This is a genomic window from Pseudomonas reinekei, assembly GCF_001945365.1.
GTDB classification, from domain to species: domain Bacteria; phylum Pseudomonadota; class Gammaproteobacteria; order Pseudomonadales; family Pseudomonadaceae; genus Aquipseudomonas; species Aquipseudomonas reinekei.
On sequence record NZ_MSTQ01000003.1, the window covers coordinates 321,003 to 337,663 of the forward strand.

Genomic DNA, 16,661 nt, shown 5'->3' on the forward strand with positions numbered 1-16,661 from the left:
AAATCGCCCCTATGAATACCGCCGTCAACGCCAACGTAGTCCATGAATCCGAAGCACAGCGCCAACACGCCCGAGTGAAAATTCCGGCCAAGCTGCGTTTCTTCGGCCCCGACCGCACGCCGGTCGAAGCGCGAGTGATCGACCTGTCCGCCGGTGGCCTGGCGTTCAACGCCGGGCAGTTGCCACTCAAAGAGGGCGATGTGTACAAGGCCCGTCTGCAATTCGTGATCGACAACCTTGGCCTGGCCATGGACGTCGAATTGCAGGTCCGTTCCTTCGATCGCCAGACCGGCCGCGCCGGTTGCCAGTTCCAGAACCTGGAACCTCAGGACATCTCGACCCTGCGCCACCTGATCACTTCGCACCTGGCCGGCGACATCGTCAGTATGGGTGAAGTGTTGGCGACGCTGCAGCGCGATAACTTCACCAAGGCGCGCAAAAACAAGGACGGCGGCCACGGCATGAGCGCGTTCGGCCGCATGAAAGCCGTGACCTTCAGCATCGGTATTTTCATCGTTGGCCTGGCGGCCTTCGGTTTCATCTTCAAGTCGGTGTACGGCATGTATTTCGTCAGCCACGCCCAGGCGGGTCTGGTCAGCGTGCCGGGCGTGAACATCACCATGCCCCGCGACGGTACCGTGCAGAGCCTGGTGAAATCCGACGGTGTGGCCGCCAAAGGTGCACCACTGGCGACCTTCAGCACCAGCATGCTCGACGTACTCAAGGGCCATCTGGAAGACGACCAGCTGTCGCCGGCCAAGGTTGAAGAACTGTTCGGCAAGCAAATGACCGGCACCCTGACTTCGCCATGCGATTGCACCGTGGCCCAGCAAATGGTCGCCAACGGTCAGTACGCCAGCAAGGGCGACGTGATCTTCCAACTGGTCCCGCGTAACAGCGAAGCCAACGTTGAAGCCCGCTTCTCCTATCGCCAGTTCGGTGACGTGCTGCCAGGCACGGCCGTGCGCTTCCAGATCGCCGGTGAAGACAAGACCCGCACCGGCAAAATCGTCAGCAGCACCAGCCTGAAAAGCGCCGACCTGTCTTCCGACATCCGCGTCCTGATTCAGCCTGACGAAGCCCTGGACAGCACCCTCGCCGGCCGCCCGGTTGAAGTGAACAGCGACCGCGGTCCGAACCTGAACTGGCTGATCGACAAAGCCATGGCCGCTGGTCTTTAAGCGGAGGACATGCCTGTGACCACTCCTACCTTGAACACACCGCCGACCCTGTGGGAGCGAGCCTGCTCGCGAAAGGATCGACGCGGTCTGTCTGATGCACCGGGTCGCCTGCTTCGCGAGCAGGCTCGCTCCCACATGGGTTCACTGTGTGCAGTTGCCTTGGCGGTGAGCCTGGCCGGTTGCGCCGGCCTGCCCGACCAACGCCTGGCCAACGAAGCGCTCAAGCGTGGCGACACCGCCACTGCCGCCGCGAACTATCAGCAACTGGCGGACCTGGGTTACAGCGAAGCTCAGGTTGGACTGGCCGACATTCAAGTCGACAGCCGTGACCCGGCGCAGATGAAACAGGCCGAGGCAACCTACCGTGCCGCCGCCAGCGTTTCATCGCGTGCCCAGGCGCGACTGGGCCGCCTGCTGGTGGCCAAGCCTGGCGCCACCGAAGCCGAGCAACACGAAGCCGAAACCCTGCTCAAGAAAGCCGCCGCCGCTGGCGAAGGCAATACCTTGATCCCGTTGGCGATGCTGTACCTGCAATACCCGCACAGTTTCCCTGACGTGAATGCCCAGCAGCAGATCAGCCAATGGCGCGCCGAAGGCAAGCCGGAAGCGGGCCTGGCACAGGTGCTGTTGTATCGCACCCAGGGTACTTACGATCAGCATCTGGATGACGTGGAAAAGATCTGCAAAGCCGCGATCAACAGCACCGATATTTGCTACGTCGAACTGGCCACGGTCTACCAGAAGAAAGCCCGGCCTGAACAACAGGCCGAGCTGATCAAGCAGATGCAGGCTGGCCATGCGCGCGGCACTGTGTCCGCTCAGCGTGTGGACAGCGTCGCCCGCGTCCTGGCCGATTCGACCCTCAGCACACCGGATGAGAAAACCGCGCAGTCGCTGCTCGAACCTATCGCCCCGGGTTACCCGGCGTCGTGGGTCACCCTGGCGCAACTGCTCTACGACTTCCCCGAACTGGGCGATGTCGATCAGATGATGAAGTACCTGGACAACGGCCGCGCCGCCGACCAGCCGCGTGCCGAGCTGTTGCTGGGCAAGCTGTACTACGAAGGCAAGAGGGTTCCGGCAGATGCGAAGGTCGCCGAAGAACACTTCCAGAAAGCCGTTGGCCGCGAAGTGGCCGCCGATTACTACCTCGGCCAGATCTACCGCCGTGGTTACCTGGGCAAGGTCTATCCGCAAAAAGCACTCGACCATCTGCTGACCGCTGCGCGCAACGGCCAGAACAGCGCCGACTTTGCCATCGCCCAATTGTTCTCCCAAGGCAAAGGCACCAAGCCTGACCCGCTCAACGCTTACGTCTTCAGCCAACTGGCCAAGACCCAGAACACCCCGCAGGCCACCGAGCTGGCCCAGACACTCGAAGCCCAACTGCCGCCTGCGCAGCGGGCCGAGGCCCAACGCCTGTTGAAACAGGAACAGGCCGCTCGCGGCAACTTGAGCCAGAACACGCTGCCACTGCATGCCCTGCAAGAAGAAGATGGCGAGGAATCCCTATGAAATTGAATCCATTCATGAAGGCCGGTATCGGCCTCACCTTCGCGCTGATCTGGTCTTGCCCGACACTCGCGGCGATGACTGAAACCAAGAACTACGGCCTTGACGTGAAAATCACCGGCCAGTCCGAAGACGACCGTGACCTCGGCACCCAGGGCGGCGGCGACGTCAATGGCCTCGGCCTCGACCTGCGTCCGTGGGTCTATGGCGAAAGCGGCGCGTGGAGCGCCTACGCCATGGGTCAGGCAGTGACGTCCACCGACATCATCGAGACCGACACTCTGCAACAATCCGATGGTGCCGAGAACACCGACAACGGCGACCGCGAAACCAAGAAAAACTACCTGGCCATGCGTGAGTTCTGGGTCGGCTACAGCGGCTTCACGCCTTACCCCGGCGAGATCCTCAAGTTCGGGCGCCAACGCCTGCGCAACGACGACGGCCAGTGGCGCGACACCAACATCGAAGCCCTGAACTGGACCTTCGACACCACCCTGCTGCGCGCCAACGTCGGTATCGCCGAACGCTTCAGCGAGTACCGCACCGACCTCAAAGAACTGGCGCCCGAGGACAAGGATCGCCTGCACGCCTACGCCGATGCGGCGTACCAGTGGACACCGGGCAACTGGGTCGGCATTCGCGGCCACCACACCCACGACGACGGCAAACTCGACTACGCAGAACCCGGCGTCGCGCGTGATTCGCTGGACAAGAAACAGAACGGCGACATCAGCTGGCTCGGCCTCACCGCCGACAGCGACGCGTACAACTGGCGCAACACCAACACTGTCAACTACTGGGGCAGCATCACCGGCATGAGTGGCGACCGCGACACGGTCAACCCGCTGAACGCCGATGGCACCGCCCCCGCACAAGCCAAGCGCAGCGGCGACGTCGACGGCTGGGCCACCGACCTGGGTGTGCGTCTGCGCCTCGATCCGCAATGGCAAGTGGGCGCAGCCTACGCCCGTGCCAGCGAAGACTACGAACAGAACGGCCTGGAAAGTAACCGCTCGAACTACACCGGCACCCGCTCGCGCGTGCATCGTTTCGGTGAAGCGTTCCGTGGCGAAATGAACAACATGCAATCGGCCACGTTGTTCGGTTCGTGGATGCTCAACGACGAATACGACGCCAGCCTGATCTACCACAAGTTCTGGCGTGTGGACGGCAACAAGCCAGTCGGCAGCAACGGTATCGACGCGGTGCAGAACAACACCGACGACGTCACCGGCGCGATCCTTTCCAGTACGTCCCTGCCTCTGAACGATGGCGAGAAAGACCTCGGTCAGGAAATGGACCTGGTGGTGACCAAGTACTTCAAGCAAGGCCTGCTGCCGGCATCGATGAGTCAGGCGATCGACGAGCCTTCGGCGCTGGTGCGCTTGCGTGGCGGCGTGTTCAAGCCGGGTGATGCGTACGGCAAGGAAGTCGACTCGTACATGCACCGCGCGTTCATCGACGTGATCTGGCGCTTCTGATGCACATTGCGAAGGGAGTCTCCCAGATGAATCATCCAGCCCGAAAAGGCTCGATCAGCCTGCTGGCCGGCGCGATGCTGCTGGCCAGCGCGAGCGCCTTCGCCAATGTGGAGCCGGTTGCAAAGCCGGCGACCGTGGCCAAGGAACTGCAACAGGCCAAGACCTACACCGTCAGCAGCGCACCGACCGCGCCGCTGGAACTGGCCCCGCCGAAACTGCCGGACGTGTCCGGCTACACCGCCGAAGCCATCGCCGCAAAAGTCGTGCGCAGCAAGGCCGGCAAAATCAGCGTGCGCCGGATGATGCAGGAAGACGCCCTGAAGGACTTCATCGGCGGCGACAACAAGATGGCCGAGTGGGTGGTGCGTCAGCACGGTATCCCGCAAGCCATTTTCGTCGACGACGGCTACATGAACCTCAAGGACCTGGCGAAGAAACTGCCCAAGCAGTACTTCAGCGAAACCTCGCCGGGGGTGTTCCTGGCCAAATTGCCGATCGTAGTGGGCCGCCATGGCATCCTCGAAATCGACAAGCAGACCGAGGAATTGCGCCTGTCCCAAGAGGCCGGTTCGTTCATGGTCAACGACGGTCAGCTGTTTGTGCGTGATACAAAAATCACTGGCTGGAGCGAGAAGGCAAATGGCCCGGCAGCCTTCAAGTCACCCAAGGAGTTCCGTCCGTTCATGCTGTCCTGGGGCGGCACCGAGACCTACATCGCCAACAGCAAGATCGCCAGTTTCGGTTACGCCAACAGTAAGTCCTACGGCGTGAGTATTTCCCAATACACGCCGAACATGGCCAAGGTGCTCAAGCGTTCCGAGCCGACCGGCTGGATCGTCGGCTCCGAGTTCTCGGACATGTGGTACGGCTTTTACTGCTACGAAACCCGCGACTTCGTGGTCAAGGGCAACACCTACAAAGACAACATCGTCTACGGCATTGACCCCCACGACCGCTCCCACGGTCTGATCATTGCCGACAACACGGTGTACGGGACCAAGAAGAAGCACGGGATCATTATTTCCCGTGAGGTCAACGACAGCTTCATCTTCAACAACCGCAGCTACGACAACAAGTTGTCGGGCCTGGTGATCGACCGTAACAGCGTCAACAACCTGATCGCTCACAACGAGATCTACCAGAACCACACCGACGGCATCACCCTCTACGAGAGTGCCGACAATTTGCTGTGGGGCAACAAAGTCGTGAGCAACCGCCGCCACGGCATCCGTATTCGTAACAGCGTGAACATTCGCCTCTACGAAAACATCGCCATGGCCAACGGCTTGACTGGCGTCTACGGCCACATCAAAGACCTGACCAATACCGACCGTGACATCAAGCTCGACCCGTTCGACGCCCAGGTGTCGCTGATCGTGGTGGGCGGTGAACTGGCGGCCAACGGCAGCGGCCCGCTGTCCATCGACTCGCCGTTGAGCGTCGAGCTGTATCGCGTGTCCATGCTCGCACCCACCAAATCCAGTGGCATCAGCTTCTCGGGGATTCTCGGCGAGCGCCAGGATGAAATTCTCGACCTGCTGGTGCGCCAGCAGAAAGCCGTGCTGATCGACCCTGTCGAACGCCAGACCGAAATGCAGGACTGAGGATAATTTTATGCACCCACACTTGATCAAATTACTCAGCCTGTCGGCCCTGACCGCTGGCATTCTCGCGGCCAGCGGTGGTGTTCGCGCCGACGAAGTGCAAGCGCCAAAATTCAGCGCCGAACCCTGCTGCAGCCTGTGCCCGGCGGCTCACGACGCGAAGAACTACACCACGCGTTATCAGCAGAACTTCACCACGCTGGTGCAGGCCCAAGGCGACTGGCTGTTCCGTACGCAGGAAGACTTGCGCACCGAATTCGACACCACCCCCGCCGGCTACAAACGCATGAAGCAACTGCACGATGCGTTCAAGAGCAAAGGCGTGGAACTGGTTGTGGTCTATCAACCGACCCGTGGCCTGGTTAACCGCAACAAGCTCAACCCGGCCGAGAAAGCCAGCTTCGATTTCGACAAGGCCCTGAGAAACTACAAGACCATGCTCGGCCGTTTCGCGCAGATGGGTTACGTGGTGCCGGACCTGTCGCCGCTGACCAACGAGCAACTGCCCGATACCCTGCCCGCCCACGATTTCTACTTCCGTGGCGACCAGCACTGGACGCCGTATGGCGCCCAGCGCACGGCAAAAATCGTCGCCGAAAAGGTCAAGCAGATCCCGGCCTTCGCCGACATTCCCAAGCGTGAATTCGAGACCCATAAGTCGGGTCGCATGGGCAAGACCGGAACATTGCACAACATGGCCGGTCAACTCTGTGGCACCAGCTACGCGATCCAGTACATGGATCAATTCACCACCGAGCCGAAAGGCGAAGCAGGCGATGGCGATCTGTTCGGCGATTCCGGCAATCCGCAGATCACCCTGGTCGGCACCAGCCACAGTGGCAAGAACTACAACTTCGCCGGTTTCCTACAGGAGGCCATCGGCGCCGACATTCTCAACGTGGCGTTCCCCGGCGGTGGCCTGGAAGGTTCGATGCTGCAGTACCTGGGCAGCGACGAGTTCCAGAAGAACCCGCCGAAAATTCTCATCTGGGAATTCTCGCCGCTCTATCGCCTCGACCAGGAAACCATCTACCGCCAGATGATGGCGCTGCTGGACAACGGTTGCGAAGGCAAGGATGCACAGATGTCCGGGAGCACCACCCTGAAGCCGGGCAAAAACGAATTGATGGTCAACAGCAAAAACCTCGACCTGCGAAACGGCAGTCACCAGGTCGACATCCGCTTCGCCGACACGTCGGTGAAAACCCTGCAAGCCACCCTCTGGTACATGAACGGTCGCCACGAGGACATCAAGATCGACAAACCGGAAACCTCCGACACTGACGGACGTTTCGCCTTCGAGTTGCGCACGGACGAAGACTGGGCCTCGCAGAATCTGCTGGCCGTCGAGATCCAGGGTCCTGAGAAAACGGATGCCGCGCCACAGAAAGTCGAAGCGAAAATCTGCAAACGCAACGTATTCCCGGGCGCTGAGCAACGTACCGCTTCAGCCGGGCAATGAGGTCTGCTATGCGAAATCCGAAACTTGCAACACTGACGCTTTTAGGCCTGGCGATGTTCGCCGGGGCCACCCAGGCTGCGGCGCCATTGCGCCCGCCGCAGGGTTACTTTGCGCCGATCGAGAAAGTCAAAACCGGCGACAAGAGCGAAGGCTGCGATGCCATGCCGACGCCCTACACCGGCTCGCTGCAATTTCGCAGTAAGTACGAAGGCTCGGACAAGGCCCGTTCGACCCTGAACGTGCAATCGGAAAAAGCCTTCCGCGAAAGCACCGCCGACATCACCAAGATCGAGCGCGGCACCAGCAAGCGCGTCATGCAGTTCATGCGTGACGGTCGCCCGGAACAACTGGAGTGCACGCTCAATTGGCTGACGGCGTGGGCCAAGGCCGATGCGTTGATGTCCAAGGACTTCAACCACACCGGCAAGTCGATGCGCAAATGGGCGCTGGGCAGCATGGCGTCCTCGTACATTCGCCTGAAGTTTTCCGACTCTCATCCGCTGGCCAACCATCAGCAAGAGTCGCAGCTGATCGAAGCCTGGTTCAGCAAGATGGCCGACCAAGTGGTCAGCGACTGGGACAACCTGCCGCTGGAAAAAACCAACAACCACTCGTACTGGGCCGCCTGGTCGGTGATGGCAACGTCCGTCGCCACCAACCGCCGCGACCTGTTCGACTGGGCGGTGAAGGAATTCAAGGTCGGCGCCAACCAGGTCGACGCCCAGGGCTTCTTGCCCAACGAGCTCAAGCGCCAGCAACGGGCCTTGGCCTACCACAACTACGCCCTGCCGCCGCTGGCGATGATCGCCAGTTTCGCTCAGGTCAACGGTGTGGATTTGCGTCAGGAAAACAATGGCGCGCTCAAGCGCCTGGGTGACCGGGTACTCGCCGGGGTGAAGGATCCGGATGAGTTCGAAGAGAAGAACGGCAAGGAACAGGACATGACCGACCTCAAGGTCGACTCGAAATTCGCCTGGCTCGAACCGTTCTGCTCGCTCTACACCTGCACCCCGGATGTGCTGGAGAAGAAGCATGACATGCAACCGTTCAAGACCTTCCGCCTCGGCGGCGACTTGACCAAGGTCTACGACCCGGCCAATGAAAAGGGCAAGGGTTCCTAGATAAAAACGCAAATCCCTTGTGGGAGCGAGCCTGCTCGCGAATGCGGCCTGACATCCACCAATGATGTCGGCTGATACACCGCTTTCGCGCGCAGGCTCGCTCCCACATGGATCAGTGTCAGGCAAGTGTTGAGTGTTTTTGCCCCCCGATTTTCGTGGGGGGGTTTGGGGGGGCCGTCGGCCCTTGACTGTTGGTTCAAACAAGGAGAGATCGGGATGGTATTTTCGTCCAACGTGTTCCTGTTTTTGTTCTTGCCGATCTTTCTCGGCTTGTACTACTTGAGCGGGCAACGCTACCGCAATTTACTGCTGCTGATTGCCAGCTACGTGTTCTACGCCTGGTGGCGAGTGGACTTTCTGGCCCTGTTCGCAGCGGTCACCCTGTGGAACTACTGGATCGGCCTGAAAGTCGGTGCCGCGGGTGTCAGGACCAAACCGGCGCAGCGCTGGCTGCTGCTGGGTGTGGCCGTCGACTTGTGCATCCTCGGCTACTTCAAGTACGCCAACTTCGGCGTCGACAGCATCAACGCGATGATGACGTCGGTGGGCCTGGAGCCCTTCATCCTGACCCACGTGCTGTTGCCGATCGGTATCTCGTTCTACATTTTCGAGTCCATCAGCTACATCATCGACGTCTACCGTGGCGATACCCCGGCGACCCGCAACCTGATCGACTTCGCGGCGTTCGTGGCGATCTTCCCGCACCTGATTGCCGGTCCGGTGTTGCGTTTCCGCGACCTGGCCGACCAGTTCAACAACCGCACCCACACCCTCGACAAGTTCTCCGAGGGCTGCACGCGGTTCATGCAGGGTTTCATCAAGAAAGTCTTCATCGCTGACACCCTCGCGGTGGTCGCCGACCATTGCTTCGCCCTGCAAAACCCGACCACGGGCGATGCCTGGCTGGGTGCGCTGGCTTACACCGCGCAGTTGTACTTCGACTTCTCCGGCTACAGCGACATGGCCATCGGCCTGGGCTTGATGATGGGTTTCCGCTTCATGGAAAACTTCAAGCAGCCGTACATCAGCCAGTCGATCACCGAGTTCTGGCGCCGCTGGCACATCAGCCTGTCGACCTGGTTGCGTGACTATCTGTACATCACCCTCGGCGGTAACCGTAAAGGCACGCTGACCACCTATCGCAACCTGTTCCTGACCATGCTGCTCGGGGGGCTGTGGCACGGTGCGAACATCACCTACATCGTCTGGGGCGCCTGGCACGGCATGTGGCTGGCGATTGAAAAGGCCATCGGCCTGAATACCGCGCCGCGCAGTTTCAACGTGCTGCGTTGGGCCTTCACCTTCCTGCTGGTGGTGATGGGCTGGGTGATCTTCCGCGCAGAAAACCTGCACGTCGCCGGACGCATGTACGGCGCGATGTTCAGCTTCGGCGAATGGTCGCTGTCGGAGCTCAACCAGGCCAACCTCACCGGCCTGCAGATCGCAACGCTGGTGGTGGCCTACGTGACCCTGGCGTTCTTCGGCCTGCGCGACTTCTACAGCAACCGGCCGCCGGCCAAGGCCAAACCTGCGGCGAACGTCGACAGCGATGGCCCTGCTGCCAGTGAACCAGGCCTGATCAAAGCCGCGCCTGGGGATAACCCGACGCGCATCCATCAGCCTGGCTACACCGTCGGCGTCGATGCCCAGGTGCAACCGGCCTACTGGACTGCTGACTGGTCCCGTTACGCCATGCGTGCGCTGGTGCTGCTGCTGTTCATCGCCTCGATTCTCAAACTCTCGGCGCAAAGCTTCTCGCCGTTCCTTTACTTCCAGTTCTGAGGGATCTGACCATGACCCGCTCATTACGCATTTTCTACATCGCACTGTTCCTGGTGACGCTGCTTGCCCTCGGCCTGTGGTCGGTTCGCAGCTTCATGGGCTTCAGCACCAACGCCGATGCGACGGTGCTCAACGGCCGCTGGACCAAGGCTGTGGAAACTCACTACGACGAAGAGTTTCCGATCAAGCGCCTGGGCACCAACCTCTGGGCGGCGCTGGATTTCAAACTGTTCAACGAAGGTCGTCCGGGCGTTGTGCTCGGCCGCGACCAATGGTTGTACAGCGATGAAGAATTCCACCCGATCGTTAACGAAGAGCTGAACCTGCAGGGCAACTACGCGCTGGTCGAAGGCGTACGCCAGACCCTCAAAGAGAAAGGCGTGAAACTGGTGATGGCCGTGGTGCCCGCCAAAGTGCGTCTGTATCCGGAGCATCTGGGAGAGGTGAAACCGGCCAGCATTCACGCCAACCTTTACCAGGACTTCCACAAGCGTCTGGCTGCCGATCGCATCCTCGCCCCTGACCTGCTCGGCCCGCTGCAACAGGCCAAGCAGAACGGCCAGCAAGTGTTCCTGCGCACCGACACCCACTGGACGCCGCAAGGTGCCGAGATCGCCGCCAACCGTCTGGCCAAGACCATTGCCGACAAGTACCCGCTGAGCGGCGAGCCGCAGCGCTTCGTCACCGAACCTGCAGAGACCGTTACCCACAAGGGCGACCTGCGACTGTTCCTGCCACTGGACCCGCTGTTCGAAAACCTGATGCCCAAGCAGGAGCCGCTGCAGAAACGCACTACGGTTGCCGCTGAAGATCAGTCGGCCGGTGACGACGCCCTGTTCGCCAACACCGAAGTGCCGGTGGCCCTGATCGGCACCAGCTACAGCGCCAACCCCAACTGGAACTTCGTCGGTGCGCTCAAGCAAGCGCTGAACAGCGACGTGGTCAATTACGCCGAAGACGGCCACGGCCCGATTCTGCCGATGCTCAGCTACCTCAAAAGCGACGCTTTCAAGAACAGCCCGCCACAAGTGCTGATCTGGGAGTTTCCTGAACGATATCTGCCTGTGAACAACGAAATCGGTGACGCCGACCCGCAGTGGGTCGCAGAGCTTAAACAAGCCGGCGCCCGCCAACAAAACGTAGCCGCAAACACTAAATCCGAGACGCCCGACCGGGCGCAAAACTGAAAGAGAGAGGTACTACCATGACTTTCACTACAACTCCTCGTCGTCTCGCCAAAACCTTTGCACTGGTTGCCGGCATGAGCGTGCTTTCCATGCAGGCCTTCGCCGGAGGCGATGCCGCCCTTTACGGCCCGACCGCACCGAAAGGCTCGTCCTTCGTGCGTATCTACAACGCCAGCAACGCCGAAGTCAGCGCCACCGTTGGCAGCACCAACCTGAGCGACGTCGCACCACTGTCCAGCAGTGACTTCAGCTTCATGCCGGGCGGCGACTACAGCGCCAAGGTCGGCAGCCAGACCTTGCCGGTGAAACTGGCCGGCGATCACTATTACACCCTGGTCAACAACGCCAGCGGCGCGCCGCAACTGATCGAAGAGCCACCGTTCAAGAACAAGCAGAAATCCCTGGTGCGCGTGCAGAACCTCAGCGACAAGCCGCTGACCCTGAAAACCGCCGATGGCAAGACCGATGTAGTGCCGAACGTTGCGCCCAAAGGTCGTGGCGAACGTGAAATCAACCCGGTCAAAGTCAGCCTGGCGCTATACGATGGCACAACGAAAGTCGGCGACGTGAAACCCGTCGCCCTGGAACGCGGTGAAGCGGCCGTGCTGTACGTCACCGGCACCGGCAGCAGCCTGTCGCCAGTCTGGGTAAAACGCCCGGTATCGACGCGCTAATTAATTTCCCGAACTGCCTCGGCTCTCTGTGGGAGCCGGCCTGCCGGCGATGCAGGCCACTCGGTTTTACGCTGTACCGAGGTGATGCTATCGCTGGCAGGCTAGCTCCCACAAAGGCCTAACCAAACGATTTGCAAGGAGTAACAACATGATTCCGGTGATTTTGTCAGGTGGTAGTGGCTCACGTCTTTGGCCGCTTTCCCGTAAGCAGTTCCCTAAACAGTTCCTGGCCCTGACCGGCGAACACACGCTGTTCCAGCAAACCCTGGAACGCCTGGTGTTCGAAGGCATGGACGCGCCGATCGTGGTCTGCAACAAAGACCACCGCTTCATCGTCAACGAGCAACTGACCGCCCGCAATCTTGAAACCCAGCGCATCCTGATGGAACCGTTCGGCCGCAACACCGCGCCGGCCGTGGCCCTGACCGCGATGATGCTGATCAATGAAGGCCGTGACGAACTGATGCTGGTGCTGCCGGCCGACCACGTACTGGACGACCAGAAAGCCCTGCAACGCGCCCTGGCCCTGGCCACCGTGGCAGCGGAAAACGGCGAAATGGTGCTGTTCGGCGTACCGGCCACCAAACCGGAAACCGGCTACGGCTACATCAAGTCGACCAATGATTCGCTGCTGCCTGAAGGCGTCAGCCGGGTTTCGCACTTCGTCGAAAAACCCGACGTGAAACGCGCCACCGAGTTCGTCCAGTCCGGCGGTTATTTCTGGAACAGCGGCATGTTCCTGTTCCGCGCCAGCCGCTTCCTCGAAGAGCTGAAAAAGCACGATCCGGACATCTACGACACCTGCCTGCTGACCCTTGAGCGCAGCGCCCAGGACGCCGACAGTGTGACCGTCGACGAGGCGACCTTCGCCTGCTGCCCGGACAATTCCATCGACTACTCGGTGATGGAAAAAACCCAGCGCGCCTGTGTCGTTCCGCTGACCGCCGGCTGGAGCGATGTCGGTTGCTGGTCGTCGCTGTGGGAGGTGAATGAAAAAGACGCCAACGGCAACGTCACCAAAGGCGATGTGGTCATCCAGGACAGCAAGAACTGCATGATCCACGGCAACGGCAAACTGGTGTCGGTGATCGGCCTGGAAAACATCGTCGTCGTCGAAACCAAGGACGCCATGATGATCGCCCACAAGGACAAGGTCCAAGGCGTGAAGCAGATGGTCAACACCCTCAACGAACAGGGCCGCACTGAAACCCAGAACCATTGCGAAGTCTATCGTCCGTGGGGCTCATACGACTCGGTGGACATGGGCGGTCGGTTCCAGGTCAAGCATATCTCGGTCAAACCAGGCGCCTGCCTGTCGCTGCAGATGCACCACCACCGTGCCGAGCACTGGATCGTGGTCAGCGGCACCGCGGAAGTGACTTGCGATGAAAACGTGTTCCTGCTGACCGAAAACCAGTCGACCTACATTCCGATTGCCTCGGTCCACCGCCTGCGCAACCCGGGCAAGATTCCACTGGAGATCATCGAAGTGCAATCGGGCAGCTATCTGGGTGAAGACGACATCGAGCGTTTTGAAGATATCTACGGTCGCTCGACCCCGGTTGAGCGCGGTGTTTCGGTGAAAACCATCGCGCAATAAGCATCCGTTACCTTAAGTCCCCGCTCCGTTCGCTGCGTTCCCTATCCGCAGCGGGTTGACCGGGGGCTTTTTTTGCCCGGATTTTGTGTTGCCTCGGCCGGCCTCATCGCGGGCAAGCTCCCACAGGGTCTTGGGTGGGTCATGAATTGGGCGGTCAACTCCGCGCCACTGTGGGAGCGAGCCTGCTCGCGAAGAGGCCGGCACATCCAACGTAAACATCTCGCCCATCGCCACCTCCCCTACGCTTAGGTAGGATGCTCTTCTCTGCTTGCAAGGTTTCGCGTCATGTTCATCGGCATCCTGCTGGTCATTACCTGGCTGATCCTGCTCCTGCGTTATCCGGCCAAGGCCTTGCCCGTGTCCATGGCCGCCGCCCTGGGGCTGGGCATCGTCGCCACCTGGGTCATCTGGATGGACCACCGCGAACTCAAGCAGCTGCAACGTCTGGAGCTGCGCATCAGCTATGCGCCGCAGCATTGCCCTGCCGATCGTCCGCTCCAATTGACCCTGAACAACGGCAACGACGTCCCCTTGACCGAACTGCGCTGGCGGGTCGCCGCCTATGCACCGGGCGACACGGTCAACCTGGCCGACAATCAATACACCGCCCCGCGTTATCGCGGCCCCGGCGAATTGCAGGCCGGCGGCAACTGGGAAGATTGTTTGCCGCTGCCACCCCTTCGCCCCGGCTACCGCCCGGAAACCCTGGAGTTTCGCGCCGAGCGATTGCAGGGTAGTTTCTCCGACTGAGCCCTCCCCCTTTTTTGCACAAGGACCGCGCCATGCCCGTTGCGTTGATTACCGGATGTTCAAGCGGCATCGGCCGCGCCCTGGCTGATGTATTCAAAGCCGCCGGCTACACAGTCTGGGCCAGCGCCCGCAAGCCCGAAGACGTGGCAACCCTGACCGCCGCCGGTTTCACCGCCGTGCAACTGGACGTCAACGATGGCCAGGCGCTTGAGCAGTTGAGCGAGCGCATCAACCAGCAACATGGCGGCCTCGACGTGCTGATCAACAACGCGGGTTACGGTGCCATGGGCCCTCTGCTCGATGGCGGCGTACCGGCCATGCAGCGCCAGTTCGAAACCAACGTGTTCGCCATCGTTGGTGTCACGCGCGCAATGTTTCCCGTGCTACGCCGGACCAAAGGGCTGGTGGTGAACATCGGCAGTGTGTCCGGCGTTTTGGTCACGCCGTTCGCCGGTGCCTACTGCGCGTCCAAGGCCGCCGTGCATGCCTTGAGCGATGCCCTGCGCATGGAACTGGCGCCGTTCTGTGTGCGGGTGATGGAAGTCCAGCCGGGGGCCATCGCCTCCAGTTTCGCCAAGAATGCCGGCCACGAAGCCGAGCAACTGATCAGCGAACAATCGCCGTGGTTCCCGCTGCGCGAAGGCATTCGCGCCAGGGCCAAAGCCTCTCAGGACAACCCGACCCCGGCCAGCGAGTTTGCCGCCGGCTTGCTCAAGGCTGCGCAGCAGAGCAAGCCACCGCGCCTGATTCGCCTGGGCAATGGCAGCCGGGCGTTGCCGTTGCTGGCGGGGCTATTGCCCAAGGGCTTGCTTGAATCAGGGCTGATGAAGCGGTTCGGGTTGCGTGGGCAACTCTGAGACCGAGTCGACACCATCGCGAGCAGGCTCGCTCCCACATTGGAATGCTTTCCCCTGTGGGAGCGAGCCTGCTCGCGATGACGCCAGAACAATCACCACAGAATTCAGGAACCAACGTGACCGACTACACCGAATACTTCGACGAAGTGATCCAGGCCCACGTCGCCATCGAACAATGGCTGGCCGAAGCGCGCGACGCCGCCGAACTCGAGCAACTGCTGACGCGATTCTCGCCGCAGTTTTCCATGGTCTCGCCATTGGGCCGGGTGCTGGATTTTGCAGCCTTGAACGAGTTGTTCATGCTCGCGGGCGGCAAGAAGCTCGGCTTCCGCATCGAACTCAGCGAGCTGCAAGGCATTGCCTTGCACGAAGGCGGGGCAACCGTCAGTTATCGCGAGCAGCAAACCGATGCCACCGGCCTGCACTCCGATCGCCGCTCGACCGTGGTGTTCGAAAAACAGGCGGATGGCAAGGTGCTGTGGCGGCATTTGCAAGAGACGTTTTGCCAAGGCTGACGCAATCGCTTTTTTTGTGGTGAGGGAGCAAGCGCCCTCGCCACAAGATCGTTCCTGTCTCGGCGTTATTCGCCTGCCGCAGGACTCACCACCACCGTACATGTAATCCCCGCCGCCAACAGTACCCCCTCCGGCACTTCATCGATGTGAATCCGCACCGGCACCCGCTGCGCCAGACGCACCCAGTTGAAGGTCGGGTTCACGTCGGCGATCAGTTCTCGGCTTTGCGGGTTATCGCGGTCGTAGATGCCCCGTGAAATGCTTTCCACATGGCCCTTGAGCACTTCGCCGCTCATCAATTGCATGTCGGCCTTATCACCCACACGCACGTGGGGCAGTTTGGTTTCTTCGAAGAAGCCGTAGACCCAGAACGAATTCATGTCGACCACGGCCATCTTCGCTTCGCCGATGCGTGCGTAGTCGCCACGATGCACATTGAGGTTGGTCACGTAACCGTCCACCGCTGCCCGGACCTCGGTGCGTTTGAGGTTGAGTTCGGCGGCCTCCAGTTGCGCTTGCGCATGCTGGTAATCGGCCAGGGCGGAGTCGGCGAGATTGCTGGCGTCGTCGCGGTTCTCACGGGAGATCACCAGGTTGTCCATGTCGGCGCGACGATGGGCGTTGACCTTGCGCATCTCCCAAGTGGCTTTGCGGGACGCCACCAGCGATTGCGCCTGTTTGACCGCCAGCCGATAGTGTTCCGGGTCGATTTGCATCAACAGGTCGCCCTTTTTCACCAACTGATTGTCGCGCACCGGCACGTTCACCACTTCGCCGGTGACGTCGGCGGCGACGTTGATGATGTCGGCGCGCACCCGACCGTCGCGGGTCCATGGGGTTTCCATGTAATGCACCCACAGGGTCCGGCCGATCCATATCGCAAGGGCCAGCACCAACAAGGTCGCGAGCAGGCTGAACAGCTTTTTCATCAGGGC

At 60.8% G+C, this 16,661-nt stretch carries 14 protein-coding genes; 13 read left to right on the forward strand and 1 reads right to left on the reverse strand.

The annotated features are described in order from the left end of the window. The first annotated feature begins 11 nt into the window (after window positions 1-11). The 13 genes from BVK86_RS06195 to BVK86_RS06255 all read left to right on the forward strand — a co-directional run bounded on the left by BVK86_RS06195 (window position 12) and on the right by BVK86_RS06255 (window position 15,726). On the forward strand, window positions 12-1,181 hold the full coding sequence (locus tag BVK86_RS06195) for an alginate biosynthesis protein Alg44 (RefSeq protein WP_075945590.1): 1,170 nt from the start codon (window positions 12-14) through the stop codon (window positions 1,179-1,181). A gap of 15 nt (window positions 1,182-1,196) precedes the next feature. Then, entirely contained in the window at window positions 1,197-2,696 is a 1,500-nt protein-coding gene (gene algK, locus BVK86_RS06200) for an alginate biosynthesis TPR repeat lipoprotein AlgK (RefSeq protein WP_075945728.1), read from the forward strand. Continuing rightward, window positions 2,693-4,174: an alginate export family protein gene (locus tag BVK86_RS06205; RefSeq protein WP_075945591.1), complete on the forward strand. Its 1,482-nt coding sequence runs from the start codon at window positions 2,693-2,695 to the stop codon at window positions 4,172-4,174. The genes algK and BVK86_RS06205 overlap by 4 nt, the downstream gene beginning before the upstream one ends. Window positions 4,175-4,200: 26 nt before the next feature. Continuing rightward, window positions 4,201-5,778 (forward strand): mannuronan 5-epimerase AlgG, encoded by a 1,578-nt coding sequence (gene algG / locus BVK86_RS06210; protein ID WP_075945592.1) that lies wholly within the window; start codon window positions 4,201-4,203, stop codon window positions 5,776-5,778. Between the two features lie 10 nt (window positions 5,779-5,788). After that, window positions 5,789-7,240, forward strand: coding sequence for an alginate O-acetyltransferase (locus BVK86_RS06215; RefSeq protein ID WP_075945593.1), 1,452 nt, complete (start codon window positions 5,789-5,791; stop codon window positions 7,238-7,240). Between the two features lie 8 nt (window positions 7,241-7,248). Continuing rightward, entirely contained in the window at window positions 7,249-8,361 is a 1,113-nt protein-coding gene (locus tag BVK86_RS06220) for a mannuronate-specific alginate lyase (RefSeq protein WP_075945594.1), read from the forward strand. 216 nt (window positions 8,362-8,577) lie between these two features. Beyond that, a complete protein-coding gene (locus BVK86_RS06225) occupies window positions 8,578-10,143 on the forward strand; it encodes an MBOAT family O-acyltransferase (RefSeq protein ID WP_075945595.1) in 1,566 nt (521 codons plus the stop codon). A gap of 11 nt (window positions 10,144-10,154) precedes the next feature. Then, window positions 10,155-11,330 carry an alginate O-acetyltransferase gene (locus tag BVK86_RS06230; protein WP_075945596.1) on the forward strand — a complete coding sequence of 392 codons (1,176 nt, stop codon included), beginning with the start codon at window positions 10,155-10,157 and terminating at the stop codon, window positions 11,328-11,330. A 17-nt stretch (window positions 11,331-11,347) separates the two neighbouring features. Next, a complete protein-coding gene (locus tag BVK86_RS06235; RefSeq protein WP_075945597.1) occupies window positions 11,348-12,004 on the forward strand; it encodes an alginate O-acetyltransferase AlgF in 657 nt (218 codons plus the stop codon). 148 nt (window positions 12,005-12,152) lie between these two features. After that, on the forward strand, window positions 12,153-13,604 hold the full coding sequence (locus BVK86_RS06240; RefSeq protein ID WP_075945598.1) for a mannose-1-phosphate guanylyltransferase/mannose-6-phosphate isomerase: 1,452 nt from the start codon (window positions 12,153-12,155) through the stop codon (window positions 13,602-13,604). 285 nt (window positions 13,605-13,889) lie between these two features. Next, a complete protein-coding gene (locus tag BVK86_RS06245; RefSeq protein ID WP_075945599.1) occupies window positions 13,890-14,354 on the forward strand; it encodes a multidrug transporter in 465 nt (154 codons plus the stop codon). Between the two features lie 32 nt (window positions 14,355-14,386). Further along, window positions 14,387-15,211, forward strand: a complete 825-nt coding sequence (locus BVK86_RS06250; protein WP_075945600.1) for an SDR family oxidoreductase — start codon at window positions 14,387-14,389, stop codon at window positions 15,209-15,211. Window positions 15,212-15,327: 116 nt separating this feature from the next. Then, on the forward strand, window positions 15,328-15,726 hold the full coding sequence (locus BVK86_RS06255) for a DUF4440 domain-containing protein (RefSeq protein WP_075945601.1): 399 nt from the start codon (window positions 15,328-15,330) through the stop codon (window positions 15,724-15,726). 65 nt (window positions 15,727-15,791) lie between these two features. Here BVK86_RS06255 and BVK86_RS06260 read toward each other — a convergent pair whose 3' ends face one another. Continuing rightward, window positions 15,792-16,655, reverse strand: a complete 864-nt coding sequence (locus BVK86_RS06260; RefSeq protein WP_075945602.1) for an efflux RND transporter periplasmic adaptor subunit — start codon at window positions 16,653-16,655, stop codon at window positions 15,792-15,794. Between the last annotated feature and the right edge of the window lie 6 nt (window positions 16,656-16,661).